This is a genomic window from Exiguobacterium sp. s43, from assembly GCF_018617255.1.
Lineage (GTDB): Bacteria > Bacillota > Bacilli > Exiguobacteriales > Exiguobacteriaceae > Exiguobacterium > Exiguobacterium profundum.
On record NZ_JACSJT010000001.1, the window covers coordinates 1,156,114 to 1,182,502 of the forward strand.

The 26,389-nt window shown below is 46.5% G+C and carries 27 protein-coding genes and 1 tRNA gene; 14 read left to right on the top strand and 14 right to left on the bottom strand.

Going from position 1 to position 26,389, the window contains the following annotated elements:
- Window positions 1-78 precede the first annotated feature (78 nt).
- The 5 genes from KNO79_RS05950 (at window position 79) to KNO79_RS05970 (ending at window position 6,812) form a co-directional block, all read left to right on the top strand.
- Window positions 79-1,182: an exonuclease SbcCD subunit D gene (locus KNO79_RS05950; protein WP_214690827.1), complete on the top strand. Its 1,104-nt coding sequence runs from the start codon at window positions 79-81 to the stop codon at window positions 1,180-1,182.
- Window positions 1,182-4,190, top strand: coding sequence for an AAA family ATPase (locus tag KNO79_RS05955; protein WP_214690828.1), 3,009 nt, complete (start codon window positions 1,182-1,184; stop codon window positions 4,188-4,190). Before KNO79_RS05950 ends, KNO79_RS05955 begins: the two co-directional genes overlap by 1 nt.
- A complete protein-coding gene (locus tag KNO79_RS05960; protein ID WP_047795253.1) occupies window positions 4,190-4,978 on the top strand; it encodes an AAC(3) family N-acetyltransferase in 789 nt (262 codons plus the stop codon). The genes KNO79_RS05955 and KNO79_RS05960 overlap by 1 nt, the downstream gene beginning before the upstream one ends.
- 28 nt (window positions 4,979-5,006) lie before the next feature.
- On the top strand, window positions 5,007-5,894 hold the full coding sequence (locus KNO79_RS05965) for an alpha/beta hydrolase (RefSeq protein WP_047795254.1): 888 nt from the start codon (window positions 5,007-5,009) through the stop codon (window positions 5,892-5,894).
- Between the two features lie 69 nt (window positions 5,895-5,963).
- Window positions 5,964-6,812: a sulfite exporter TauE/SafE family protein gene (locus KNO79_RS05970; protein WP_031423531.1), complete on the top strand. Its 849-nt coding sequence runs from the start codon at window positions 5,964-5,966 to the stop codon at window positions 6,810-6,812.
- 21 nt (window positions 6,813-6,833) lie between these two features.
- Here the strand turns inward: KNO79_RS05970 and KNO79_RS05975 are convergent, their stop codons facing one another.
- The 4 genes from KNO79_RS05975 to KNO79_RS05990 form a co-directional block, all read right to left on the bottom strand.
- The gene (locus KNO79_RS05975) at window positions 6,834-7,031 is read right to left on the bottom strand and encodes a hypothetical protein (protein WP_012726425.1); all 198 of its coding nucleotides are present in this window, start codon (window positions 7,029-7,031) and stop codon (window positions 6,834-6,836) included.
- Between the two features lie 63 nt (window positions 7,032-7,094).
- Window positions 7,095-7,625: a biotin transporter BioY gene (locus KNO79_RS05980; RefSeq protein ID WP_012726424.1), complete on the bottom strand. Its 531-nt coding sequence runs from the start codon at window positions 7,623-7,625 to the stop codon at window positions 7,095-7,097.
- 73 nt (window positions 7,626-7,698) lie between these two features.
- Complete coding sequence (locus KNO79_RS05985; RefSeq protein ID WP_214690829.1) at window positions 7,699-8,640, bottom strand: DUF5692 family protein; 942 nt, start codon at window positions 8,638-8,640, stop codon at window positions 7,699-7,701.
- A 75-nt stretch (window positions 8,641-8,715) separates the two neighbouring features.
- A complete protein-coding gene (locus KNO79_RS05990) occupies window positions 8,716-9,534 on the bottom strand; it encodes a hypothetical protein (RefSeq protein WP_214690830.1) in 819 nt (272 codons plus the stop codon).
- 169 nt (window positions 9,535-9,703) lie between these two features.
- Here KNO79_RS05990 and KNO79_RS05995 point away from each other — a divergent pair, with 169 nt between their 5' ends.
- Window positions 9,704-10,300, top strand: coding sequence for a TetR/AcrR family transcriptional regulator (locus KNO79_RS05995; RefSeq protein ID WP_214690831.1), 597 nt, complete (start codon window positions 9,704-9,706; stop codon window positions 10,298-10,300).
- Window positions 10,301-10,335: 35 nt separating this feature from the next.
- Here KNO79_RS05995 and argH read toward each other — a convergent pair whose 3' ends face one another.
- From argH to KNO79_RS06020, 5 genes are all read right to left on the bottom strand, one after another.
- Window positions 10,336-11,724 carry an argininosuccinate lyase gene (gene argH / locus KNO79_RS06000; protein ID WP_214690832.1) on the bottom strand — a complete coding sequence of 463 codons (1,389 nt, stop codon included), beginning with the start codon at window positions 11,722-11,724 and terminating at the stop codon, window positions 10,336-10,338.
- Window positions 11,717-12,931 carry an argininosuccinate synthase gene (locus tag KNO79_RS06005; RefSeq protein WP_214691273.1) on the bottom strand — a complete coding sequence of 405 codons (1,215 nt, stop codon included), beginning with the start codon at window positions 12,929-12,931 and terminating at the stop codon, window positions 11,717-11,719. The genes argH and KNO79_RS06005 overlap by 8 nt, the downstream gene beginning before the upstream one ends.
- A 124-nt stretch (window positions 12,932-13,055) precedes the next feature.
- Window positions 13,056-14,198, bottom strand: coding sequence for a CapA family protein (locus KNO79_RS06010; RefSeq protein ID WP_214690833.1), 1,143 nt, complete (start codon window positions 14,196-14,198; stop codon window positions 13,056-13,058).
- A gap of 113 nt (window positions 14,199-14,311) precedes the next feature.
- Window positions 14,312-15,799 carry a sodium/proline symporter PutP gene (gene putP / locus KNO79_RS06015; RefSeq protein ID WP_214690834.1) on the bottom strand — a complete coding sequence of 496 codons (1,488 nt, stop codon included), beginning with the start codon at window positions 15,797-15,799 and terminating at the stop codon, window positions 14,312-14,314.
- A gap of 120 nt (window positions 15,800-15,919) precedes the next feature.
- Window positions 15,920-16,477: a DNA-3-methyladenine glycosylase I gene (locus KNO79_RS06020; protein WP_214690835.1), complete on the bottom strand. Its 558-nt coding sequence runs from the start codon at window positions 16,475-16,477 to the stop codon at window positions 15,920-15,922.
- A gap of 90 nt (window positions 16,478-16,567) precedes the next feature.
- Here KNO79_RS06020 and KNO79_RS06025 point away from each other — a divergent pair, with 90 nt between their 5' ends.
- Window positions 16,568-17,185 (top strand): DedA family protein, encoded by a 618-nt coding sequence (locus KNO79_RS06025; protein ID WP_214690836.1) that lies wholly within the window; start codon window positions 16,568-16,570, stop codon window positions 17,183-17,185.
- Between the two features lie 39 nt (window positions 17,186-17,224).
- On the opposite strand, the gene KNO79_RS06030 is transcribed toward KNO79_RS06025, so the two are convergent.
- Both KNO79_RS06030 and KNO79_RS06035 read right to left on the bottom strand, forming a co-directional pair.
- Entirely contained in the window at window positions 17,225-18,394 is a 1,170-nt protein-coding gene (locus tag KNO79_RS06030) for a cation:proton antiporter (RefSeq protein WP_214690837.1), read from the bottom strand.
- A 25-nt stretch (window positions 18,395-18,419) separates the two neighbouring features.
- The gene (locus tag KNO79_RS06035; protein ID WP_159562377.1) at window positions 18,420-18,845 is read right to left on the bottom strand and encodes a GNAT family N-acetyltransferase; all 426 of its coding nucleotides are present in this window, start codon (window positions 18,843-18,845) and stop codon (window positions 18,420-18,422) included.
- 115 nt (window positions 18,846-18,960) lie between these two features.
- On the opposite strand from KNO79_RS06035, the gene KNO79_RS06040 reads away from it, so the two are divergent.
- The 5 genes from KNO79_RS06040 to KNO79_RS06060 all read left to right on the top strand — a co-directional run bounded on the left by KNO79_RS06040 (window position 18,961) and on the right by KNO79_RS06060 (window position 23,527).
- Complete coding sequence (locus KNO79_RS06040) at window positions 18,961-19,506, top strand: glycerol-3-phosphate responsive antiterminator (protein WP_214690838.1); 546 nt, start codon at window positions 18,961-18,963, stop codon at window positions 19,504-19,506.
- A 39-nt stretch (window positions 19,507-19,545) separates the two neighbouring features.
- On the top strand, window positions 19,546-20,250 hold the full coding sequence (locus KNO79_RS06045) for an SDR family NAD(P)-dependent oxidoreductase (protein ID WP_251125242.1): 705 nt from the start codon (window positions 19,546-19,548) through the stop codon (window positions 20,248-20,250).
- Between the two features lie 100 nt (window positions 20,251-20,350).
- On the top strand, window positions 20,351-21,199 hold the full coding sequence (locus tag KNO79_RS06050; RefSeq protein WP_214690840.1) for an HD domain-containing protein: 849 nt from the start codon (window positions 20,351-20,353) through the stop codon (window positions 21,197-21,199).
- A gap of 187 nt (window positions 21,200-21,386) precedes the next feature.
- Window positions 21,387-22,376 (top strand): sodium:calcium antiporter, encoded by a 990-nt coding sequence (locus KNO79_RS06055; protein WP_031423558.1) that lies wholly within the window; start codon window positions 21,387-21,389, stop codon window positions 22,374-22,376.
- Between the two features lie 89 nt (window positions 22,377-22,465).
- On the top strand, window positions 22,466-23,527 hold the full coding sequence (locus tag KNO79_RS06060; protein ID WP_214690841.1) for a bifunctional glycosyltransferase family 2/GtrA family protein: 1,062 nt from the start codon (window positions 22,466-22,468) through the stop codon (window positions 23,525-23,527).
- A 23-nt stretch (window positions 23,528-23,550) separates the two neighbouring features.
- Here the strand turns inward: KNO79_RS06060 and KNO79_RS06065 are convergent, their stop codons facing one another.
- The 3 genes from KNO79_RS06065 to KNO79_RS06075 form a co-directional block, all read right to left on the bottom strand.
- Entirely contained in the window at window positions 23,551-24,117 is a 567-nt protein-coding gene (locus tag KNO79_RS06065) for a 3'-5' exonuclease (RefSeq protein ID WP_012726407.1), read from the bottom strand.
- Between the two features lie 61 nt (window positions 24,118-24,178).
- Complete coding sequence (locus KNO79_RS06070; protein ID WP_012726406.1) at window positions 24,179-24,511, bottom strand: four-helix bundle copper-binding protein; 333 nt, start codon at window positions 24,509-24,511, stop codon at window positions 24,179-24,181.
- Window positions 24,512-24,623: 112 nt separating this feature from the next.
- A tRNA-Ala gene (locus tag KNO79_RS06075) sits at window positions 24,624-24,696 on the bottom strand.
- Between the two features lie 123 nt (window positions 24,697-24,819).
- On the opposite strand from KNO79_RS06075, the gene KNO79_RS06080 reads away from it, so the two are divergent.
- Window positions 24,820-25,683, top strand: coding sequence for a GRP family sugar transporter (locus KNO79_RS06080; protein WP_078146990.1), 864 nt, complete (start codon window positions 24,820-24,822; stop codon window positions 25,681-25,683).
- A gap of 207 nt (window positions 25,684-25,890) precedes the next feature.
- A complete protein-coding gene (locus KNO79_RS06085) occupies window positions 25,891-26,313 on the top strand; it encodes an SRPBCC family protein (protein WP_159562372.1) in 423 nt (140 codons plus the stop codon).
- The last annotated feature ends 76 nt before the right edge of the window (window positions 26,314-26,389 follow it).

Here is a 26,389-nt window from a genome sequence, read left to right on the forward strand (position 1 = left end):
GCTGTTTCAAAAACGGGTGTCAAGACGTCGAATCATACGAATGACTCATGCTAGAATAGGAAAGAGAGGTGATACGTGATGAAATGGATTCACACGGCCGATTGGCATCTAGGTAAGATCGTCCACGGTCGACATATGACAGAAGATCAACGGAATATCTTATTCCATTCTTTTTTACAAATCGTAGATGAGGAACGACCCGATGCGGTCATCATCGCAGGGGATTTATATGACCGAGCCGTCCCTCCCGTCGAGGCGGTCGATTTACTCGATGAGATGTGGCGAGAGCTCGTCTTGAACCGCGGAATACCAGTCGTAGCCATCGCCGGAAACCATGATTCGGCAGAACGTCTCGAATATAGTTCGAAGTTATTGAGACAAGTAGGACTTCACATCGTCGGTAAGCTAGACCCGACATCTGGTCCCCTTGATGTAGCGGGAGTCCCATTTTATCCGATTCCATTCCTTGAGCCGGCTCGTGTACGGCATATCCTCGGTATCGACTCGATTCGAACGCATCATGATGCACTGGAGGCGGTCATTGAAGCTTTCGGTATGATCGAAAAAGATGCCGTGACGATTGGTCACAGTTTTGTAGCGGGAGGACTGGAGACGGATTCAGAACGTCAACTATCTGTTGGCACGGCAGGACAGGTCGCAAAAGGGTTATATGAGCCTTTTTCGTATACGGCATTAGGTCATTTACATAATCGTGATGCGATTCAATCAGAAAGAATTGCATATAGTGGGTCGCTCATGAAATATTCGTTTTCCGAGGTCAATCATGAAAAATCCGTCGACGTTCTGGAATGGGACGGTCAATGGACACGTCGTCGCCGTGCCTTGACACCAGAGCGGGATATGCGACAACTCACCGGAACATTGAACGAACTCCTTGCCCCAACTTATTATCAGCAACAAAAGACAGATGATTACCTTAAAATTGTATTGACCGATGATACGGCGCTTCATGATCCGATGGCGAAACTTCGGACTGTCTATCCGAATATCCTTCATCTTGAATTGGAACTGTTACGTCGCCAGGAGCAGACATCCACGTTTGAACGCGAGACGCTCGAAAGACAGTCAGTAGAAGAGGTATATCTCCAATTTTTTGAGGCCGTACATGATCGCACTGCCTCAGATGCCGTGAAGCAAATGATAGAAGAAGGTGATGACTAATGAGACCGGTTGAATTGATGATTCAAGCATTTGGACCGTATGCAGAACGTGAAACGATTGACTTCACCCAGTTGGTTGGTCGCTCGATGTTTGTCGTCAGCGGTCGGACGGGCGCCGGGAAGACGACCATTTTTGATGCGATGACGTTTGCCCTTTATGGCCGGGCGAGTGGGTCGCTTCGAAATGCTAGTGACTTCAGAAGCCAGTATGCACAACCTGAGTTGAAGACGGAAGTAGATTTTTCGTTCACGATTCGAGGTGACCGCTATCGGATCGTAAGACAGCCGCAACAACCTCATCCGAAAAATAAGACGCCAATTCCGCACGAGGCCATCCTCTATGAATGGGAGGACGGTTGGAAGCCGCTGGCGACGAAGGTGAACGAGGTACAAGAACGAATCGAATCGATTTTACAATTATCGTATGAACAGTTCAGTCAAATCTTGTTGCTCCCTCAAAACCAATTTAGACAATTACTCGACTCGAACTCGAATGAAAAACAACAAATCCTCCAATCCATTTTCAAAACAGAGGCATATCGTACGTTTCAGGAGAAGTGGGGTGAACGCTATAGCGCGTATCGAAAACAAGTGGAATGGGCGGTCGAGCGGACGCGACTCAAGTTATTAGAGCTCGAAGATGAAGCAATCGAAGAGGTGTCGACCCAGTCCATCGAGGAGATTCAACGTTGGCTTGACGAGCGTGAAGAATATCTGATGACAACATGTGATACGGCCAAAACCCAGAAACAACTGTATGCGACAGCACTGGAAGAGGCAAGAGAAGCGCTTGAGAAAGCAAAATCACTCGTCACGCTGTTCAAGGAGCGAGAAGAAACCGATCGAGCACTTGCAATCTTTTTAAACGGTGAATCGATTCGAAATGAAACACGTGAACTGCTAACAAATTTAGAGGTGGCGGCAAACATTCGTCCAGTCTTTGAACGGTTACAGGAGTTAGAGCAACTCGTGCGTCGGTTGACGATGGAAGAACAGACCTCTTCGACAAAATTAGAGCACTTGCAATCCTCTCAATCAAAGTTAATGGAGCAACAACCAACGATTGAAACGGACAAAGAAGAAGTCATCTCTCGTAAGGAGCGACTTCGGATCGTCGATGAGATGATGCCAAGAATCAAGGAGCGCGCCACACTCGTGACCCTTCGTGACCGATTGATGAATCGTGCAAAAGAATTGGCCATGTTTTCAAAAGAAGTTCGGTTACAAGAACTTCAAGAAAGAGAACGGCGATTGGTCGACAGCATAAAGTCTGAACCTAGCGAACGAGCAGTCGACGCCGAGCGTCATGTCGACCGATTGGTGCATCTGGCATCTCTTGAAACAAAGGCGCGTGAGTTATCGAAACAACTCGACGAATGTGAACGAACGGGCAAAGACGTTCAACGGCAGTACGTGACCCAACAAGAAGTGGTCACCACGTTTACACAGCAAGAACAATTAATACTAGCGAAACAACTGAGCGAGACGCTTGTAGACGGTGAGCCATGCCCGGTATGCGGTTCTCGTCATCATGATATCCCACAACACGAAGAAACCGTTACGAACATCACGGAGCGGGATGCGGCCGTGGCCCGTCTTGATGATTTGTCCACACGCTTAATCGAAGCGAGGGCGGATTATCGTTCGCTTCATCAACAACTTGAAGCAGTCCGAAAAGAACTAGATCAAGCTTCGAAAGACATTCAATTCAATGGCGATGTCACAGAAGAACTCAATAAGTGGCGAACACGTGCAGAACGATTGCAACGGGAAGAACGAATGCATCAAGAGAACGAACGGACACTTCGCCAACTGTCAGCAGAAATCCGACAGTTAGAGCAAGAGCGACGTCAACAGTTCGAAGAGCGGGAGCGTGTCGTATCCGAACTTGAAATGACGCAACAAAGTCTGTACGCACTCGGTCAAAGTGAAGAAACGACATTCGATGCGTTGCAGCGCGAGCGAGCCGACCTTGAGCACCGCATCTCGATGTTGATGAAACAAGTCGAAGCGTACGACCTTGAGTTTGAGACGGTGAAAAAAGCACTTTGGAAAGAGGAAGAACGACTGTCATTGATCCGTGAACAGTTGACTGAAGCATCGAAGCAGTATGATGCCCAGCAGACCATTTGGGTCAATCAGCTAGAAGCATCACATCTGACGCGTGAACGCTATGAATCATACGCCAATCAAATCGACAAGCGGACAATGATTCGTGAACAGTTGCAACGTGAGGAGGAAGAAGGTGTTCGACTCCGACACCATAAACAGATGATTGAAGAAAAACTGAAGAATCAGGAGCGACCAGACCTGCACGAGATGGAGATGAAAGTGAAGGAAGTGGCTGAATGCAGTGAGCAGGCGTCGAAACAGCTGATCACAGCCCAAGATGCCTTGTCTCGACATAGACACGTCATCTCGGAATGGAATACCCTTCGCGAACAGACGGCGCAAGAAGAGCAGAAATTAGAGACAATCAAATTGATTGCGGATACGGGGAAGGGAATCAACCCACAGAAAATGACGTTTGAGACATATGTTCAAACCGCCTTTTTTGATCAGATCCTTCATGCGGCCAACATTCATTTGGATCAGATGACGAGCGGTCAGTTCCGGCTTGAGCGGAAAGTCGAGACGGCGAAAGGGAATGCCAAATCTGGTCTTGAGCTTCTCGTCTTTGATGCCTATACCGGACGATCGCGTCGTGTACAAAATTTATCTGGCGGTGAAGGGTTTAAGGCGTCGCTGTCACTCGCTCTTGGACTTGCGGAGGTGGTCCAACAGTTGAGTGGGGGCATCAGTCTTGAAACGATGCTCATCGATGAAGGATTCGGTACGCTCGATGCCGAATCTCTAGACCAGGCGATTGAATTATTGATGTCTTTACAGGCGACCGGTCGGCTCGTCGGCGTCATCAGTCATGTCCAAGAATTGAAAGACCGTGTCGATGCACGGATTGAAGTGAAAAAATCTAGAAGCGGGTCGTCGATCCAGCTGATTGTGGAGTGATGGTTGTGAAAAAGATGGTGACGAAGTCGAGTCTCATCGAAAAGTTAAAAGAAGCCGGCGTTCGCTCGGGAGAGGCGTTGTTTGTCCATTCGTCGCTCTCAAAACTCGGTTGGGTATGTGGAGGGGCGCAGACCGTCATTGAAGCGATTCAGGAAGTGGTCGGTCCATCTGGGTTGATTATGATGGCGACCCAGACCGGAGACAATTCAGACCCAGCTGAATGGGAAGCGCCACCTGTCCCCGTGGAATGGTGGCAGACGATTCGCGCGGAGATGCCTCCGTACGAAGCTGATAAAACAGCGACACGTGGCATGGGACGTGTGCCGGAACTGTTCCGAAGCTATCCGCACGTATATCGTAGTTCCCATCCGATGTGGTCTGTTGCCGCCTGGGGCGATGGGGCTGAAGCCATCGTGTCCGGTCATACCATCGATGTCGGGTTCGGTCCAGGTTCACCTATCGAGCGAATGATTGAGCGAAACGCACGAATCCTTCACCTTGGGTCTCCGCTCGATGCGACGACACTCTGGCATTATGCCGAGTACGGAATTGATGGCCCGACCAAATCATTCGGTTGTGCTGTTATAGAACGAGGGGAGCGAAAGTGGCGTACATTTGAACATGTCGATGTGAACAGCGATCCGTTTGGCGCAATCGGCGAGAACATCGTCAAACAAAAGGATGTGCGAACATTTTCTATCCATGAAGCGACATGTTATCTCATTCCGTCTAGCACATGGGAACCAGTCCAACATGCGCTCATCGCGCTTCGTAGCTGGTTGAGATAGAGTAAATAGAATCGAGGGGAAGTTACGGATGAATCGTTGGATGAAACTATTGAGTATTGCGGTACTCATCATTTTACTCGTTGCCGGTTTGGCTATCGGAGGAATCTCGGCTCATATTGGGGACCAGTTGACGTCACCGGAGCGGGAAACATTGACATACACCCCGAAATCACTTGGTTTGAAGTACGAGAATGTGACAATCGAATCGGAGGAAGGATATGACTTATACGGATGGTGGATTCCTCATCCTACGCCGCGTGCGACCATCGTCTTTGCCCACGGATATGGGAAGAACCGTGAACAGGAAGATTTACCGTTGAAAGAGTTGATTCCAGAATTTCATGAACAAGGATACCAATTTTTAACGTTCGATTTTCGCGGTTCAGGGATATCAGAGGGTGACCGAGTCACGGTCGGCGCTAAAGAACAATCCGATTTAAAAGCGGCCATCCAATATGCGAAAGGTCGTTCAGAAGGACCGGTTGTCTTGTATGGGATTTCAATGGGAGCGGCGACAGCACTCTCTACAGCTGATGATGTCGAAGTTGCTGCAGTCATCGCCGACAGTCCGTTTAGTGATTTACGAAATTATCTCGAGACAAATCTTCCGGTATGGAGTGACTTGCCGAACGTTCCGTTCACGCCCGTCATCATGACTGTGACCCCTTGGTTCACCGGTCTCGATGCCGATGTCGTATCTCCTATTCAGGATATCAAGTTGATTGAGGCTCCTATCTTATTGATCCACAGTAAAGGCGATGATGCGATTCCTGTTTCTGAAAGTGAAAAATTGGCTGAAGCACAAGAACGCGTCGAACTTTGGGTGACTGATAACGAAGGTCATGTCGGATCGTACCAGTCATTCCAGAATGAATATCGTCAACAAATATTCGAGTTTCTAGAACGGTCATTGTAAGCAAAGGGGCGCATTCGACGCCCCTTTTTGATATGATTGCAGACGAGACCAATGAAAGAAGGGTACAACATGGACGTTTTACAAGTATTACAGTTTCTCCTTTTAGGAACGTTAATCGGAATCTTGAGTGGATTCTTTGGAATTGGTGGTGGAATCTTACTGACACCACTTCTTCTTGTCTTCGGGTATGAAGCGAGTGCGGCGATTGCCCTTAGCCTGATGTTGACGCTCGGATCAACGACGGCAGGAACGATCTCGCATATCCGTTTGCGTAACGTGAACGTGTCGCACGCCTTATGGATCGGTGTGTTCGGGATTGTCGGGACCTGGATTGCCACACCGCTTGTCTTTTATTTAGAAGGAGTCGATGGGGCGACACTGATCATCTCACTCGTCTATATCGCATTACTCACATATTTTGCGGTTTCTTTCTTTCGTTCGAAACAGCATGTGGAAGGAAGCGTCGGAACGGACTCTGTACCACGCCTTGGGATCATCGGTGTGTTCGCGGGGTTCATCTCCTCGTTGATGGGAGTAAGCGGTGGATTCGTCTTGACTCCTCTTCAGGTCAAGTTGTTGAACACAGAGATGAAGCGTGCGGTCGGAACGAGTATTACGGCAGCGCTTCTCATCGTCGTATCCGGTGTCATCAGTTATACGGTGGCAGGTGCTGAAACGAATTATCTGCACGGTCTTGCTCTGATTGCGGGTGCCATGATCGGATCGCCATTTGGGGCGAAACAGCTACAACGTTTCAGCTCGCAGCACGTCAAAAAAGCGCTCGGTGGATTTTATATCACGGTCGCCATCAGTGTAGGGTTGAATTTGATAGGGTGGAATACGGCATCACTTGCACTTCTCGTCACATTAGCGCTTCTGTTCATCGTCACCCTCCTCATTCGACCACGCAAAAAATAAACCCCGTCTTCGGACGGGGTTTTAACGTCTAGCAATATGGTCAATGTTTTCTTGAATCTCGCCAACTTTCGCTTTAGCCTCACGGAGTCTTCGCTCAAACGCATCTGTGTCACGTTTCTCATGAGACGACTTATCGATTCCTTGACGCTGCCCTTTGTCAGAGCGTTGGTAAAAGTGGGTCGCTTTCTGTAAGCGTTTTTTAAACGTCGAGTCGCTCATCGGGACACCCCCTTCCATACTACAGTTATTCCACAGATGGAAACGGGTGAAACGTTCGAACCTTTACGAAGCGAGGGAACGACGAACTTGAACGTTCTGAGAAATTTTCACAGCTAATATGGCTGCGAGCACTGCTTTCAAAGCGTCACCGAAGAGGAATGGAATATTAACTTTGAGCGCATCAATGAACGACATACCGAGAACGATCTCGAGTCCGATACTTCCGAGTAAGTAGACGAGCCCTAGACCGAATAAAAAGTTATAACCAATCAATGCTGGAATGGAGCGATAGCGTTCGCTGAACCAGCCAATGAAGAGCGCTGCAATCGGAAAGGCGATTAAATATCCGACAGTTGGTCCTACAAATGGTGCGAGACCTCCTTGACCACTCAATACTGGAAGTCCGATCAAGCCGAGCAGGAGGTACACGATGACTGCCAAAAATCCTTTTCGAGCACCGAATATGCCGGCGATGGTCATGATGGCGAGTGTTTGAAGGGTGATCGGAACGGGTCCAATCGGTATTTCGATGAAACCGATACTTGCGATGAGTGCTGCGCCGAAGGCGATTTGAGTCATATCTTGAATCTTCATATGTAAACCCCTTTTCAGTTAACGTTAACAATATAAAAGTTAACATGTTGAGAAGGGGTTGGCAAGAATTATTTCAAGACAGCCCGTTTTGACTCAAAGCTGTCTGATATGCCTTCGTTTCAACATAAAGCTCATCCTTGAGTGGATGAAGATGTCGTTGACGGATCCGATAAAATTGATAGGAGACAAGTGCCACGTTGAATAAGAGGGAGAGCAGACTGACGATAAAGAAAGCTCTCGGGTTATGTGTCGACGGTACGGGAGCTAATCGGTCGGCGAACGCCGGAACTGTCATGACGAACATAATCCATAAAGCCAACGTGTGGGCACGATGTTGCAACCAAGCTCCTTTTTTAATAAAGAAAGAAGGAATGGTACACGAAAGGAGCAGAATCAATCCCGCGTAAAACGAGTGGTCAGAGATACAATTATAAACGTAAGCAAAATTCCATAAATCATAGGCGATGATCCATGGCCAAATCATATCGGGCCATATCATATCTTTTGATTGATCTTTCGAAATATTGATTCCAACCCATCCGCAGATGGCGATGATGTTCAATAATCCGGCAAAACCGTTCATTAGATTCCAAGGTCCGGACATGACCCAAAGGTGATCGATATAAGCGCCATCGGGAACGTTATAGAAGTATACTTGAAAGTCTCGGATACAAGCTTCTAAAATGTTCAGTGCCAAAATCCCCGGTGGAAAGAATAAGACCCATTTCTTTCGTAATAGCGAGGGCCGATATCGAATAATCATGAAACCGAGACAGCCGGCGAGAGCAGAATATGTTTTCACCCAGTTGAACCAAGTACCCGTTCCATATTCATTCCCTGGTGCTGCGGTAGTCGGCCAAACAAATAGGGTCAGTATAGTCGGGACTATCAAGAATAACATTATTCCTCCCCATTTAGTCGTGCGACTGAATTCATTGAAAGCCATCAAGCTAAACAAGACAAATAACCCAATTCCCCATCCAACGAGATCGATTCGTTCATACAGAATTCCCACTCAAATCTCCTCCTTACATCAGTTAATTGTTCACTATTGAGCAATCGAAATCATACGTTCACATATTCGATTCCATCATGATACTTTGGCTCTTTTGAAGCTGATGATGGCCTTATTGTGATGAAGTTGCCACATATGCCAGAAGACGTAAGGAACGATGATCACAAAATTAATCATTCCCCATGATTTCAATACCTCCGGGTTGAACCAGGTCGAAGAGTTCATGACTTGCGGGAAGATGTCATAGCATGCGCGAATCAATAAATGGGCTGCAAGCGTGTAAATACGAGCGGTAATGTAAAGCTCTGGTCGTCCCTTGATGACCGGATACAGTTCTGCCGCAAGCAAGATGCAGAGCGAGCTGGCAAAATAAGTTGGAGATTCTGCATAGACGAAACATGCGTTCCATGACGTGTATATAAAATTCCATGACCCAGTCGTATAGGCTACGAGATCGGCGTATCCTTCTTTCGCAAACTTCCAAAAAGTCGGTGCGAAAGGAATCGTCACACAGAGTAAAAATCCACAGGCGGCATTAAAGTAGTTGCCGAGTGTCACATCTTTAATCGTGGCTTCTGCGATATTTAAAAACAAGATGGCATAGAAGAACCATAAAAATTCGTCACGCTTTAAAAAGTTCCAAATCCGTCCTTGTTTGTTCTCGTAAATGGCGATTCGAGAGAAACCAACGATAATCGTCGGTATGATAACGCTTACAATTTTAGCCCAACGAAACCATCCATCAACATTCCCCATCATCCATAGTGGGATGGTCAATAACGAAGCGAGCCAAAAGTAGGCGGACAGTTTATAGTGCTTTCTGAAAAAAACGATGATTCCTAATAATAAACCTAAATAGAGTGGCATCGAGATTACATGCGGCCAAACGTTCATTCCATTCACCTTCTCATTTGAATTTAACAAACATAACGTTTGTTATGTTTTTAGTATAGGCGGACAATCCTATTTAGTCAATGTGAATTATTTCACAAAATTTAGTCCTGAGCACTCGCATTGGTAGAGCTATGTTATTCTAAAGTGGACTCGAAAGGGGAGAATAATAGTGGACGGTAAAAATAAAATTCTAGATGCAGCCAGAACGGTCATTATTCGAAGTGGGGTGAACGGGGCAACAGTCAGAGCGATTGCAATCGAGGCGAATATGACGACAGGAGCCATCTATCATCATTACAAAAATAAAGAAGATCTATTGTACGATTTAATGAATGAGAGCTTGTCTGTTTCCTCTCAAATCGCCAAAGAAATGACAGACGATGCCTATTCAAAAGAACGTATCAAAATGGAGATTGCACGAAATACGGCGGAACGCTTTCATAAAGATGCAGAGAACCGCTTGCAGTATCATTTTGCTCATGAAGTACTACTTGGTAATATGGATGCACAACTGAAATTAAAGGACAAATATGCAGAATGGACAAAACAGATCGAACAAATCCTGATTCATTTGTACGGACTAGAAAACACTCGTCTAAACAATGCGTTCAGTTCATGGCTGATTGCGGCAGTCGATGGGGTCGTCTTGCAATATCTACTAGACGTCAATGAAAATTCCATTGATGAGATGATGGAGGTATTCGATCTTCTACTAGAAAAAGGTCTTCCTTCTTTCGTTGAACGTCTGAATGAACAGGATAAATAGACCCGTCACAGATTAACGTGACGGGTTCAAGATGATTAAGAATAGGTCATCGTGCTCATGCATGCCGAAGCTTCTTTCAACTGTTCACGGACGGCATCGAATCCTGTTCCGCCGTAACTGTTTCGACGTGCGACTGCCTGTTCAGGGGTCAAGGCATGATACACATCCTCTTGAATCAATTCAGAGTACGTTTGGTACACCGTGATTGGAAGCTCGCGTAAATACAATCGCTCATCCACGCAATATTTGACGAGTTTTCCAGTAATCTCGTGCGCCTCACGGAACGGTAACCCTTTTGCCGTCAAATAATCGGCGAGTTCGGTCGCATTAGAAAAATCGCGCTCGGTCGCTTGTTTCATGACGTCCGGGTGGAACGTCAGTTCATTCATCATCCCCGCCATGATACTGAGCGAGCCTTGAACGGTCTTGACCGTATCGAACATCCCTTCTTTATCTTCCTGTAAATCTTTATTGTAAGCGAGTGGAAGTCCTTTCATGAGCGTCAACAAGCCCATCAAGTTTCCAATCACTCGACCCGATTTTCCACGGACGAGTTCGGCCATGTCAGGGTTTTTCTTTTGTGGCATCATGCTCGAACCGGTAGAAAACGTATCCGACACTGTAATGAAGCGATACTCTTCGCTTGCCCAAAGAATCAATTCTTCACAGAAGCGGGAGAGGTGCATCATAAGCATCGACGCATTTGAAAGAAACTCGAGTATGAAGTCACGATCGCTAACGGCATCGAGGCTATTCGGGTAAACCCGATTGAATCCAAGTAATTCAGCTGAACGGGAACGGTCGATCGGAAACGTTGTCCCGGCTAAGGCTCCTGCGCCAAGAGGAGACCAATCAATCCGCTTCAAGCTGTCCGTAAACCGCTCCTTATCACGCTCTAGCATCCAGAAATAGGCGAGCAAGTGATGGGCCAGCGAGATCGGTTGTGCACGTTGGAGGTGCGTATAGCCAGGCATGATTGTCTCTACGTTTTCTGAAGCGTGAGCATGCAATTCACGCTGAAGCGATTCAATCAATTGAATCACTTCTTTCACACGTTCTTTCAAGTAAAGATGCATGTCCGTTGCGACTTGATCGTTTCGACTACGTGCCGTATGCATCTTCCCTGCAACCGGTCCGATCGCTTCATGAAGCAGAGCTTCTAAGTTCATATGGATATCTTCGTGATACACCTCGAATTTCAATTCATCCGCGAGTGCTTTTTGCTTAAGTTGTTGTAATCCATCAAGGATTTGAGTGACTTCTTCCTTTAAGAGGATGCCCTGGTCACCTAACATCGTCACGTGAGCCATGCTACCTTCTAAATCCTCAAGGACGAGTTGAGCATCAAATTCAATCGATGCACCGAATGCATCGACCCAATCGCTCGCCGTCTTCTCGAAACGGCCTCCCCATAATTTACTCATTGACGAACGCTCCCTTTTCCATCAACACCTCTGATTGAACTTTTGTTGGAAGACCCCATAACTTGATGAATCCGATAGCTGCTTGTTGATCGAACGTATCGGCTGACGTATAGGTCGCAAGTTCCTCATCATAAAGAGAAATTGGCGACTTCCGTCCGTCGACGATGGCCTGCCCTTTAAACAATTTCATGCGAACCGTTCCTGTGACGGTCGCTTGAGTCTCATCGATAAACGCAAGAAGTGCTTTTGTGAGCGGTGAATACCAAAGTCCGTTGTAGATTGTTTCTGTCAATTTTTGCTCGACAATTGGTTTGAAATGCGCCACTTCACGAACGAGTGTCAAGGCTTCAAGAGCTTTATGCGCAGTGATCAATGTCATGGCGCCAGGTGCCTCATACACCTCACGTGATTTGATACCGACGACCCGGTTCTCGATGTGGTCAATCTTCCCGACACCATGGGCACCCGCAACGATATTGAGCTCTTTTAAGATATCAGTGAACGATTGGCTCTTCCCATCAATAGCAACCGGCACTCCGTTCTTGAATTCAATCTCAAGATAAGTCGGTTCATGCGGTGTGTCCTCAAGTGCCGCTGTTAACTCATATGCGCTTGCCGGAGGTGCTGCCCAAGGATCTTCTAAGATGCCGCATTCGATGGCGCGTCCCCAGATGTTCTGATCGATTGAGAATGGTTCTTCTTGAACGATTGGAATCGGAATTTGATGTTTTGCCGCATACGCGATTTCTTCCTCACGTGACCATTTCCATTCCCGAACCGGTGCGACGATTTCGAGTGAAGGATCGAGTGCATGAATGGACACTTCAAAACGTACTTGGTCATTTCCTTTCCCGGTACATCCATGGGCCACAGCGACGGCGCCTTCGGCCTGTGCGACCTCGACCAATTTTTTCGAGATGAGGGGGCGTGATAGTGCCGAAACGAGTGGATATACGCCTTCATATAATGTATGGGCCTGCATCGAATAGCGAGCGAACTCGTTGACGAACTCATCGACCGCATCGATGACGATTGATTTTTTCGCTCCAACTTTCATCGCTTTTTGTTGAATCTTTTCTAAGTCTTTCCCTTCCCCGACGTTCAAACAGACTGCAATCACATCATAACCTTGTTCGTCCAACCATTTAATCGCAACCGATGTGTCAAGACCACCTGAGTAAGCCAATACGAGTTTCTGTTTCAAAATATGAACACCCCTTATGAATAATTATTAATCTTTATTTATAAATATACAACTCAGTGTAAGGGATAAGATGTCGTGTGGCAACCCTTTTTTGAAAATAAAAAGACCACGAGTGATTTCGTGGTCGTCATTGTTCGATTTTGAGTTGGGGTAACCATTGCGACATATGGTCGCTAACAGGGGAAAGAAGTTCAGGACGAGCAACCTTTAACGGGACGACCTCATAATGTCCGACAGATGATTTTTGAGTAAAGGTTGGATAGAACATCGGATTTTTCAATTCAATAGTCGATTGGTCATCTTCGATTGTCTTGACCACATCAATCCCGATGATGCCGCCCGTGTTTCGCTCATCCCCTTGTTGTCCGGAAAGGAAATTACCGAGCGAGTAGATGACAAAAGTTTGATTGCCATTGACTCCTTCTAGCATGGTCGGAGGTTGCAGCACGTGAGGGTGGTGACCGATGATGATATCGACTCCGAGATCTGCTAACGATTGGGCGAGCTCAGTTTGACTCTTATTCGGTAACGGCTCATATTCCGTACCGAAATGGAGGGAGACGACCGTCATGTCAGTCGACTGTTCCGCCTTCTCGATCTCTGGTTGCATCTGTGCAAGGTCGATATAATTTACGTGATAAGGCTGCTTCGGCACGACTCCATTCGTCCCGTAAGTGTATGCGAGGAAGGAAAAAGAAATATCATTAGCCGTCAACGTACGAATATTCGCTTTGTCCTCATCAGATAGGAAGGAGCCTGTATAAGGCATTTCGATTGCGTTCCAATGGTCAATCGAATTTTCAATAGCTCGGACGCCACGGTCGAGCGTATGATTATTCGCTGTCGTGACCAAATCGATTCCTGCCCGTTGTAAGGCATCACCAATTTCATATGGACTGTTAAATGCCGGGTAGCTCGAAAGTCCGATTTCACTCCCGCCAATCATGCTCTCTTGGTTGGCAATTGAAATATCGGCGCGATTCAATATTGGAGAGATCTGCTCGAATGCAGAATCAAATTCATACCCTTCATCGGTACGTGCTGCGTTGTATACCGAATCATGTAGAAGAATATCGCCGATTGCATAGAGGGAGGCCGTCGTGACAATCAGTTCGGGTTCGGCAGGCGGCATTTCTTCAGGTATCTCGACAATCGGTTCCTCGACTTCTTCTGGTACTTCTTGATTGGTTGCCGGAGTCGTACCACAGGCGATTAATAATACAAAGCTAGACAGGAAGGTAAGGCGAGAGACGATCTTGATTGGTTTCATCCCGATTCTCCTTTTCACGACAGATTCGTACGATAATCCTAAAATTCGTCGATAATCAAGAAAAATCCTGCATATATTAATAAAGACAGGTCATTTTTGACCTGTCATGAGAATTATTTGATATGTTCCTTGACCATGTCTTGCATTTGGTCAAACTCACGTTGAATGACCTCATTTGGTGGCGGCGTCATCAAACTCACGATATAGATGGCGAGCGCCGACAAGAAGAATGCTGGAATCATTTCATACAATGTCCCAAACGTTCCGAAAAGAGAAGCGGCATAGTTCTTCCATAGAATGACGACAAAGGCTCCAGTCAACATTCCAGCAAGCGCGCCTTGACGCGTCGTTCGTTTCCAAAACAGACTAAACAAGATGAGCGGACCAAATGATGAACCAAACCCTGCCCAAGCATAACCGACAAGGTTTAAGATGGTGTCGTCTGCATCGAGTGCAAGAATAATCGATATGACGGATACGAGAATGACCGTAATCCGACCGACCATGACGAGTTCACGGTCTCCCGCTTCTTTACGGAAGAACTTCTGATAAAAGTCTGTCGTCGCGGCACTCGACGAGACGAGCAATTGAGAGGAGATGGTCGACATGATGGCGGCGAGAAGAGCAGCCAACAATACACCAGTCACCAAATCCGGGAATAATAAGTCAGATAGGTTGATAAAGACGTTCTCCGGATTATCGATGGTGAGGCCTTGTTGTGTGTAATAGGCGAGACCGAACAATCCGGTCGCCATCGCCCCGACAACGGTGAAGACCATCCATGAGATCCCGATTCGACGTGCCGTCTTAATGTCCTCGAGCTTTCCGATTGCCATAAAACGGACGATGATGTGTGGCTGGCCGAAATAGCCGAGCCCCCACGCAAATAGTGAAATGATTCCGATAAGTGATTGCCCCGTCCACGGGTCAAGTAACGCTTCATCAATATTTCGTACCGTGTCTAAAGCATTTGATACACCATCAGTTGCTATAATGGCGATTGCAGGTACAAAAATAAGGGCAAACAGCATGATCAATCCTTGAACAAAATCTGTCCAGCTTACTGCTAAAAATCCACCGATGAAAGTGTACAGAATAATGATGGAAGCGAGAATGACGACTCCCGTTACAAACTCAATGTCGAAGACGGCATTGAATAGGCGACCGCCGGCAACGAATCCGCTTGTCGCATACAGTGTGAAAAAGATTAACGTGACAGCAGCTGAAAATGAACGCAACACACCTTTTGTGTCTTTAAATCGCTTCTCAAAGAAGTCTGGGATTGTGATCGCATCATCCGATATGTATGAATAAATGCGTAATCTCGGTGCGACCAATAACCAGTTCAAATAGGCACCGATCGTCAACCCGATGACAATCCAGCCACTTGAAATCCCTGACGCATACATGGCACCAGGCAATCCCATTAAGAGCCATCCACTCATGTCTGATGCACCGGCAGATAAGGCGGCGACCCCGGGACCAAGCGCCCGACCACCTAACATGTAATCTCCGATACTGCTTGTTCTCCGATACGCGATGATCCCAAGCAAGACCATCAGTGCCATGTACACGACAATGGACACTAAAATTCCGTTCATCAACATCCCCCCGAAAGATAAAAAATATGAAAACGCTTTCAGTGATAGAGTATCACTTTGTCAAAATATTGTCACAACAAGAGGGGGAATGTAAAGATATTTTTGAGAGCTGGTCTTAAGTTAGCGGAACGTGCAAGAGATGAGATGGTCATTGACGAGACCCGTCGCTTGTAGGTGGGCATAGACCGTTGTCGGTCCTAAAAACTTAAAGCCGCGTCGTTTCAGGTCTTTACTCAATCGTTCAGAAAGTTCCGTCGTTGCAGGAACATCTTCAAGACGATTCCATGCATTCAGGATCGGTGCATTGTTGACGAATGACCAGATGTACGAATCAAATGAGCCAAACTCTTCCTGTAGTTTGATGAACTGCTTCGCATTATTGATCGACGCCTCGATTTTTCGTCGATTTCGCACGATCCCGCTATCGGCTAGGAGTCTCTCTACATCCTCATCCGTAAAGCTAGCAACTCGCTGCACCTCAAAGTCGGCATAAGCCAATCGATAATTTTCACGTTTTCTCAAGATGGTGATCCAACTAAGTCCTGCTTGCGCACTTTCGAGTGTCAGACATTCAAAGTGCTTCTGATCATCGTGAACGGGCTTTCCCCATTCCTCGTCATGGTAACGGACGTACAATGGATCCGTCCCGCACCAAGGACACCGTACTGTTTCTTCCATTTCAATCAGCTCCTTTCTTTGAGTGTAGCATGTCTTTGCGATTATATAGCAAAATGGACGGGTATAGAGGGGAAGAATGGAGGAAGCGACATGAGTGACTGGATGATTTCTGTGATTGAACAGTACGGCTACATAGGGATTGCATTCATGATTTTTATTGAGAATGTGTTTCCACCGATCCCTTCTGAAGTCGTCTTACTCTTTGGTGGTTTTTTTGCTGTGAAGACGAATTTGTCCATCACGCTCGTCATCGTGGCATCGACGGTCGGTGCCATATTAGGAGCCGTATTATTATACGGCCTTGGACTCTTGTCTGATGTCGAGCAGATTGAAAAATGGACGAAGAAATACGGAAAATGGTTACGACTTGATCTGAATGATGTAAAAAAGGCGGATGCCTGGTTCGATCGATACGGGGGATGGATGGTCTTCTTTGGACGTTTGATGCCGGTCGTCCGAAGCCTGATCTCGATTCCTGCAGGGATGTCGAACATGCCATTCATGAAATTTCTACTGCTCAGTACGGCTGGAACAGCCTTATGGAATACTATTCTCATCCTTATCGGGATGAAAGTCGGTGAGAATTGGCAAGATATCCTCTCATACCTCGATGCCTATTCTTATGCAATCTATGGGCTACTGTTCATCGGCGTCATCATTTATATCGTATGGCGTAAAAAGCGGCACAACAAACTAGCAAAAGACTAATGCACAAAGTAGGCGGACCCAGCGTATGGGTCCGCCAATTTATTCTTCTTTTTTCTCGTCTGGTAAGACTTTCGTGAGGGTTTTTTCTGTTTTTTCTGCCAAGTACTCTGAGAAACGGAACAGAATGATTCCGACAATGGCTGACACAAAAATATAGAGACCGACAAACAAGTTGATGGCCCCGTTCGAAAGGGCGGTAAATAAAATAGAGAACTCCCCACGTGGCGCGAGTGAGAACCCGGCTTCATTGGCTTGAACACGCGTCAAGCCATAGATTCTGCCCCCGATACGTCCGACAATCCATTTTGACAATACCCCCCATACAATCAAGACGAAGAAGAGCGCATTCACGATGACACCTTTCTCGAGGTTGATCGAGATACCGAACGAGATGAAAAAGATCGGCAAGAATAAATCTCGGACGGGTACGGTCAAACGTTTCAGCGGTCTCACGTCGTGGATATCTGCGAGCATGATCCCGGCGATGAATGCTCCTAAAATCTCAGATAATCCAAACACCATCCCAATCCCTGCGAAAAAGAGAATGAGTCCGATCAGACCGATACTCGCATCATCTTGTCGCAACAAGTGCTTCGAAAACTTTTGTTGTTTGGATACGAAGCTCGAACCAATGAACAAGAGTACTCCAAATATCAGAAATCCTGCGAACACTTTGCCGATATCGGACATCGCAACCGGTTCTTCTTGAATGATGAAAGGGGCAACCGTCAATAGGAGAGGGGCAAAAATATCCTCAAAGATGAGTAATGCGAGCACAAACTCTTTAATATCTTCATGTTTTTCGGAATGCCGCTCAAGCAGTTTCGCAGAGATGGAGGAGCTCGTCGCATATAAGACGGCCCCGATTAAAAAGGCGCGAGGGAAATCGAGACCAAATGCTAAAGCAATCCCAAACGATACCCCGAATGACAGAATGATATCGAGTATTCCCGCCTTCCATACTTTCCGCATGCGCTTCCAAAGTTCACGTAGTGGAAACTTCAGACCGAGTAGGAAAAATAACAGAATGATTCCAATCTCTCCCGCGACTTTAAAAACTTCATTCCCATCCCAGAAAAACCCGACCCCGACCCCGATTGCGATAAACGCTAAAATACTTGGGAAGAATAATCGTTCAATCAGGAGACTGAGGACAGAGATGAGGGTGAGCGCCAATCCGAGCAACACGATGATGTTTAACCCATCCATACGTCATCTCCTCTCACGACCCCAATTAGCTTTCTCTTTGATTCCATTGATACTCCATTCCGACGGATTCAGGTCGTGAGTAATCAAAACCGAACTGTCGATACAATCCATCGGCTGGAATATCAGCGATTAAGCTGATGATGGCCGTCTCGTCGGCTTCTTGTAAGATCCATTCCATCAAATGCTCCATGATTAATTTTCCGAGTCCAAGCCCTTGGCATTCCGGATCTACGACGATATCTACTAAATGGAATACCATCCCGCCGTCACCGACGACGCGTCCCATTCCGACAATCTCATCATCTAAGTATAAACAAATACCATACAGTGTATTTTGAAGCCCCTTCACCGTACCTCGATCAGAACGTCGTGGCATCCCTGCCTTCACGCGTAACGCTTGATGTTGTTCTGGAGTCGGTGTTTCGACTTTTACAGTTACTTCATTGACCATACTCAAATCCCCCTCTACACAAGTTGATTTTATTTTCCCGATATATTGAATGAGTAAACCTTGATTTATAAAATCGGCTATCTGCATAATGAGAAGGAGACAGGGGGAATAGTTGATGATCAATGGTCAATCCATCTTACCGGCGATACGGGACATGCGGGATTTGGAGCGGTTTTTATCGAGTGATTTCGAATTAGGAGTGTTATTAGAGATTCATATGAGTCGATTGGACTCCATCTTCAGATTATTGGGGAAGCATGATAAAAAAGTGTTCATCCATATGGATTTGATTCAAGGTATGAAGGCCGACGAGTATGCGACGGAGTATGTCTGTCAGACGTTTAAACCGTTCGGCGTCATCTCGACGAAAGGAAACGTCATCGTCAAGGCAAAGCAAAATGATGTGGTCACTGTGCAGCGTTTATTTTTAATTGATTCCACCTCATTAGAGAAAAGTATCAAGCACATTGAACGTTCAAAACCGGACTATATCGAAGTCTTACCAGGTATTGTGCCGAAGTATATTCAACGTGTGAAGGAGAAGACGGGGATACCCGTTTTCGCAGGTGGGCTGATTGAAACAAAGGAGGAAGTCCAAGCGGCACTTGCTGCGGGAGCGAGTGTGATCACGACTTCGAATCGAAAACTATGGTCCGACTAATCGGAATTTGGGTATACAGTCTTTTAGGAGGGATGAATGATGAAAGACGTAATGATTGTAACAGGAGCTAGTCAAGGAATTGGTTATGCGATTGCTCAAGCTTTCGTAAATCAGTATGAAGTAATCGGGTTAGATATTGGAGATGACCCGGACATTAAAGGGTTACGCTTTTATCAAGTAGACCTTGGAGACACGTCTGAACTTAAGCGTGTCTTTGACGATATTCACAACGAATTTGGTCGAGCCCATGTTTTGATCAACAATGGGGGAATCGCTTCGCTGGTCAAGCCGATTGATGAGCTTGAGATTGACACGTTCAAACGAGTCATCGATGTCAATTTAGTCGGGACATTTAGTTGTGCGAAATACTTTTTAGAACTGAATCAAGATGAGTCATATGGAAGAATCGTTAACATGGCCTCGACACGTGCTTTCCAGAACGAACCGCATTGGGATGCATATGGTGCATCTAAAGGAGGCATCGTCGGCTTGAGCCATTCACTTGCCATCTCATTAGGCGACCGCCCTGTGACGGTGAATGCGATCAGTCCAGGATGGATTCATACGTCTGATGAGTCGTTACGTGAGATTGATCATGAACAACATCCATCAGGCCGGGTCGGTGAACCAGAAGATATCGTCCGCGCTGTGAGATACTTGATCGATCGTCAAAACAGTTTTGTGAACGGGCATAATCTTGTCGTAGATGGAGGAATGACGAAAAAAATGATTTATGAAAAATAATGTGACCATATACCTAAATTCGGGATGTTTTTAGGTTATATGTACCTAATTCCGGGTAATGAATAGGAGAGTTTTTATCCGGAAGAAGGAGGATGGCGACATGAACCCGCTCGTAGAAGAGGCGTTACGTTTTTCGTCTATTCGTCACGGAGGACAGTTCCGAAAAGGTTCATCCATACCATTTTTGTCACACCCATTCTCGGTCGCCATGCTTCTTGAGTCCGATCATCAAGCACCGGTGGTCGTGGCGGCAGGGTTACTCCATGATTTGATTGAGGACACGAAGACGGACCCACAAGAAATCTTATCAAAATTCGGATCTGACGTGCACAGGCTCGTTCTCGCGGTCTCGGAAAAAAATCGTGACGAGTCGTGGGAACAACGAAAACGACTGACACTTCAGCAGGTGAAATCACTTCAATTTGATGAAGTCGCACTTCTCGTGGCGGATAAGCTACATAATCTCCGTTCCATCCGTTATGATCTTGAGATGGAAGGGATGAAGGTGTGGCAACGTTTTAAACGACCGCTGCGAGACCAATCATGGTATTATCATGAATTACTATCAGCATTTGAACCGTTTCGGAGTTCGACAGACCTAATCGGTTTGTATGAACAAGAACTCCATCTATTGTTTTACGGCGAGAAAAATTCAAAAGATCGAAAAGTGGCAAGGCTCCTTGAATCGATGCTGACCCATTTCGTCGAAGACGAATGGTTGCAAGAATCGGCACCACTATGTCAAACGGCATATGAGTTAAAGAAGATTGTCGGGCGAGATACGATTGATGAAGTAGAGATTATGTGCTTCCGACAGCGACTTCACGAAGCGGGTTGGACCACGCCATTGTCACCCGAGAAGCTCGCGGGGATGCAAGAACTCGCATATCGGACGGCTCTTGAGCCACAAGAACTTCTCGCACTCATACGTCGCTCGATTGTCAACTAGTTCTCTTCATGCTATAGTCAAAGGGAAGATAAAAAGGGGAGTAGCGACCACAATCGTGGTCGATGGGTCGTCATTACAGTGCGTGCGCACTCGGTCCATCGAGCTTTTACAAGTCCGCAAGACCTTTTTATGGGCGTTTTTGTCGTCCATAAAAAGGTCTTTTTTGTTTACCCAAGGAGGAGAAAAAATGGTATTTGTTTATTTCTTACTGGCTGCGGCCATCACCGTCTACGCCGCAATCAAATTATCGACGTACGCCGACGTCATGACTGAAAAGTCGAAAATGGGCGGGATGCTCGTCGGTACGGTGTTATTGGCAGGAGCGACTTCGCTCCCGGAAGTGACAACAAGTATATCGGCTGTCATGATTGACAACCCAGACATCGCCATCGGAAACATGCTCGGAAGTAACCTATTCAATATCTTTATCTTAGCGATGTTCGACCTATACTTCCGACAGAAGCAATTGTTCAACTATGCGAGTCGGGACCACCTGTACACGGCCGGACTTGGGTTACTCTTGACCGTCACGACGTTGATTGCTTTGATCGTTCGCGTCGATATGACGTTTATCGGAATCGGAGTCGACGCGCTCTTGATTGCGATTCTATACGGTATCGGAATCTACTATATCGGGAAACAACCGACAGAGCCGGTCGCGGAGCATGAAGTCGAAGAAGAAGTGGTCGTCGGTAAATATGAAGAGATCACGCTGAAACGTGCGGTCTTTGGATTCATCATCGCTGCAATCGTAATCATGGCGGCAGGAACAGCCCTTTCCATCACAGGTGATCAAATTGCCGTTGTCACAGGACTCGGTTCTAGTTTTGTCGGTAGCTTCTTGATTGCGGCATCGACGTCACTCCCGGAAGCGGTCGCTGTGTTCATGGCGCTCAAACTACGTAATGTCAACTTGGCATTCGGTTCGATTCTCGGCTCGAATATCTTCAACATGTTGATTATCGCCATGTCAGATGTCTTCTATCGGAATGGATCGATTCTCGCAGATGTCTCGACGTCACACCTCGTATCTGCGGTCGGGATCACGATCCTATCGATCCTCGTCATGTATAGTGTGCTAAGACAAAATGTCACGTCGAAGGTACGTTATGTGATTCCTTCGTTACTCGTTGTCGTTGTCTATTTCGTTTCGTCTTACTTGATCTTTATCGGGTGAGTACATGCATCAGCCTTAGGGCTGATGTTTTTTTATTGGGAATGCGAATTCATTGCTTCGGGTATAGAGGAATTGAAGGAGGGGTGGCGATGCAGATGCATGAAGTGGAAACACGCCAAGCGTATTCGATTTTGATTCCGGCCTATAACCCTGATGAGGCACTCGTCACACTCGTGGAGAAGTTGAGGGCGAGTGGGTTTTCGAACATCATTGTGGTCAATGACGGTAGTGACGAATCGTCGGTAGGCACATTTGATAAGATTGCATCATTTGTCGACCAAGTGTTAACGCACGAACAGAATCAAGGGAAGGGAGCAGCAATCAAGACGGGGTTACGGTATGTGGTGGACACATATCCGGATAAAACGGGGGTCATCACGGTCGATGCCGACGGGCAGCACTTGCCGCAAGATGTCGTCAACGTCTATGAGGAAGGGTTGAATAAACCACATCATCTCATCATGGGATGTCGAGATTTTAGCGGAGATGCGATTCCGTTCCGGAGCCGATTCGGCAATCAGGCGACACGGCTCGTGATGTTGATTGGGAGCGGGCTGAAGTTAAAAGACACGCAGACGGGACTTCGAGCCATCCCGATGCGATATGCGCGACAACTGATTGACATTCCGGGAAATAGATATGAGTTCGAGATGAATATGCTCACGTTCACGAAACGATTGCAGGTCCCGATTCAACAAACGACCATCCAGACCGTATATGAGAATGAAAATGATTCATCCCATTTTAGACCGATTCTCGACTCGATTTTAATTTATCGGATGTTTTTGATGTATTCGTTATCCTCTGTCGCCTCGTTCCTTGTCGACGTAGGGATGTATGCGCTCTTTATTTATTTATTATCCCCATACTTCGATACGGCTCACGTCGTCATCGCGACGGTCATCGCTCGAATCATTTCCTCTCTCTTCAATTATCTCGTTAATCGAAAAGTAGTCTTCGATTCGAAGGCGCGGCGGTCTCTTCCGAAATATTTTAGTCTCGTCGTGCTTCAAATGGTCGTTTCAGCACTCCTTGTTTATCTCTTGTTTCTCTTGCTCAGACAAGGCGAGGTCATCCTAAAAGTAATCGTCGATAGTTTTCTCTTTTTCGTCAGTTATTATGTCCAGAAGAGATGGATTTTCAAAAAATAACCGGTCATGATTTCATGACCGGTTTAATATGCGAGCGTTCCTGTTTTCACGGACGTATAGCGATGTAATTCTTTTGGGCTTGTGATGCCGGTTTTTTGCATCATGTCTCGCATAAGTAGCGCGCATACGCGAGCATCTTCCGCAGCATCATGATGAATAAACGGCACGTTCAAGTGTTCTGCCATCGTGTTCAACTTATGGTTCGGGAGTCCTGGATACAGTTTACGTGACAGTTTGACGGTGCAACCGTACTCGATTGTAGGGAAATCGAATAGATCATATTTCACAATCGCCTTTCTCAAGGCACCCATGTCAAATGAAGCGTTATGTGCGATGACGAGGTCCACTTCCCGTAAAATCGGGTAAAGAGAGGAAAGTACTTCCGGTAATGCCGGTGCATCCCACACGTCACTCGGACGAATGCCATGGACGCGGATGTTACCCATATCAAAGTCTTCCTCCGGATTGACGAGTCGCTGGTCGGTTTCGACCACATCACCATTTTGAAGGATGCTCCATCCGACAGAACAGATGCTGCGACTATCACGGTTAGCGGTCTCCACGTCAAGTGCGAGAATGGTATGGTTCATAGTTTACCTTCTTTCGTAAGCAATAAAAAAAGTCTAACAGAAAGTTAGACGAATGTCGTGCTTAAGCGGCAACAAGTGTTCGGCAAGCTTCCGCACAACGCTCACATGCTTTGGCACAGGCTTGACAATGGTCGTGCTGATGTCGTCCGCATTCAACCGCACACGTATCGCAGACTTGGGCGCATAAAGCAACGATTGGTTTTGAAAAGGCTGAATCTGTTTCTAAGGCATTTAAAGCTAAAGTACAAATGTCTGAGCATTCTCGAGTCAGGCGGATGCATTCGGTGAACATGTGTAAATCCTCTTCTTGCAAACTTTTTGAGAAGCAGTGGTTGCATGCGCGCATGCATTCGATCACGCTCGTCAATGTTTCTTCTACAGATGTACGTTCCATCAAAATTCCCCCTTATATGAAAAAGTCTAACTATCATTACCCGTTCAGAAAGAGGTTGAATCGCACCATACCAATAAAAAAGCCACACCTCATTCGAGATGTGACCAATTAATGGAGCATAGGGGGCTCGAACCCCTGACCTCTACGCTGCCAGCGTAGCGCTCTCCCAGCTGAGCTAATGCCCCGTTCGAAATCATTATATCATCGTAGTATTCGACATGGCAATTCCCTTTTTGAATTTAGGTTTATAAAATTGGAGACGTGGGAATTTCATGTTAGACGTTATATTAAGAAAGCAGGTGTGCTTCATGGAAATGATTCTTTTGGCACTCTTACCGGCACTCATGTGGGGAAGTATTCCACTCATCGTGTCGAAAGTAGGAGGAAAACCGATTCAGCAGTTAATCGGAACGACCATCGGGGCGATGATCATGGCAACAGTGATTGCCCTCGTCTTCCGACCGGAGTTCACGACACTCGCCATCGTGACCGGATTTATCTCAGGGGCGTTCTGGGCGCTCGGTCAATATTTGCAGTTCCAATCGTTCCAAATCTTAAGCGTCTCCAAAGCGATGCCAATCAGCACGGGGATGCAACTCGTTGGGACGTCTCTCTTTGGGGTCATCGTACTCGGGGACTGGCAGACATCGACGGAGCTATGGTTAGGGTTTTCAGCGCTCGTCTTGATTATCATCGGAGCGACTATGACTTCATACCAACAGAAGAAAGATCAGGACAGTGCCGGTGCGTTGAAAAAGGGTTTACTCGTCCTATTCGTTTCGAGTATTGGTTACGTCACATATGCCGTCTTGACGAACTATTTTGAAGTAGAAGGAATCACCGCGATTCTTCCACAATCCGTCGGGATGTTCATCGCGGCACTTCTGTTCAGTCTTCGTGAAAAGGACGTCAAGAAACTTGATCCTCGCACATTCAAAAACATATTGGCGGGGATCGCCTGGGGAATCGGGAACTTCGGACTTTTCGTTTCAAGCGGAGAAGTGGGGATTGCAACTTCGTTCGCCTTATCCCAATTGAACGTCGTCGTGGCGACACTTGGTGGGATCTATCTCTTGAAAGAAGAGAAGACGACAAAAGAACGCGTCTTTGTTTTCATGGGAATCGGGTTGATTGTCGTCGCTGGATTTATGCTTGGGATTGCCAAGAGTTAAGTTTCAATTATGAAATGAAAAGAACCTTGAATGAACTCGATTTTGAGTGCCATTCAAGGTTTTTGTTTTAAGTATCTTTCAATCGTTGAAATGAGAGCAGGAGAAGATGTGATCGATAGGGAAGTAATCTCATATTGCGTTCGTCATATAGGACGGGCAGCGCATTCGTGATTGATCAAAAATTGTAGAATAAAGGGGAAACGAATCATGGATTCAAATGTCGTGACGATATCAACGCTCGTCGATGCACCAATCGACACAGTCTGGAAATTCTGGACAGAACCTGAACATATCAAACAATGGAATCATGCGTCTGACGATTGGCACACAATTGAGGCGGAGAACGACTTACGAGTCGGCGGGAAGTTTCGTAGTCGGATGGAAGCAAAAGATCAAAGCATGGGCTTTGATTTTGAAGGGGTATATGAGGAAGTTGAAGTAAATGAGCTTATTCAGTATCGTCTGGAGGATGAACGGAGAGTCAGAATTTCATTTGCTTCAGAAGGTGATCAGACGAAAGTGGTCGAGGTGTTTGATGCGGAGTCGATGAATCCGGTTGAAATGCAACGACAAGGCTGGCAGGCGATCCTCGACAATTTCACTCGATATGCGAATGGGAAGAGTGTATAAAAGATAAACGGAAGGTTTGAACAGCAGGTCCCTTTTCAATGAATGTGGACGCTGCTGTTTGTCATGTTAGGCTAAA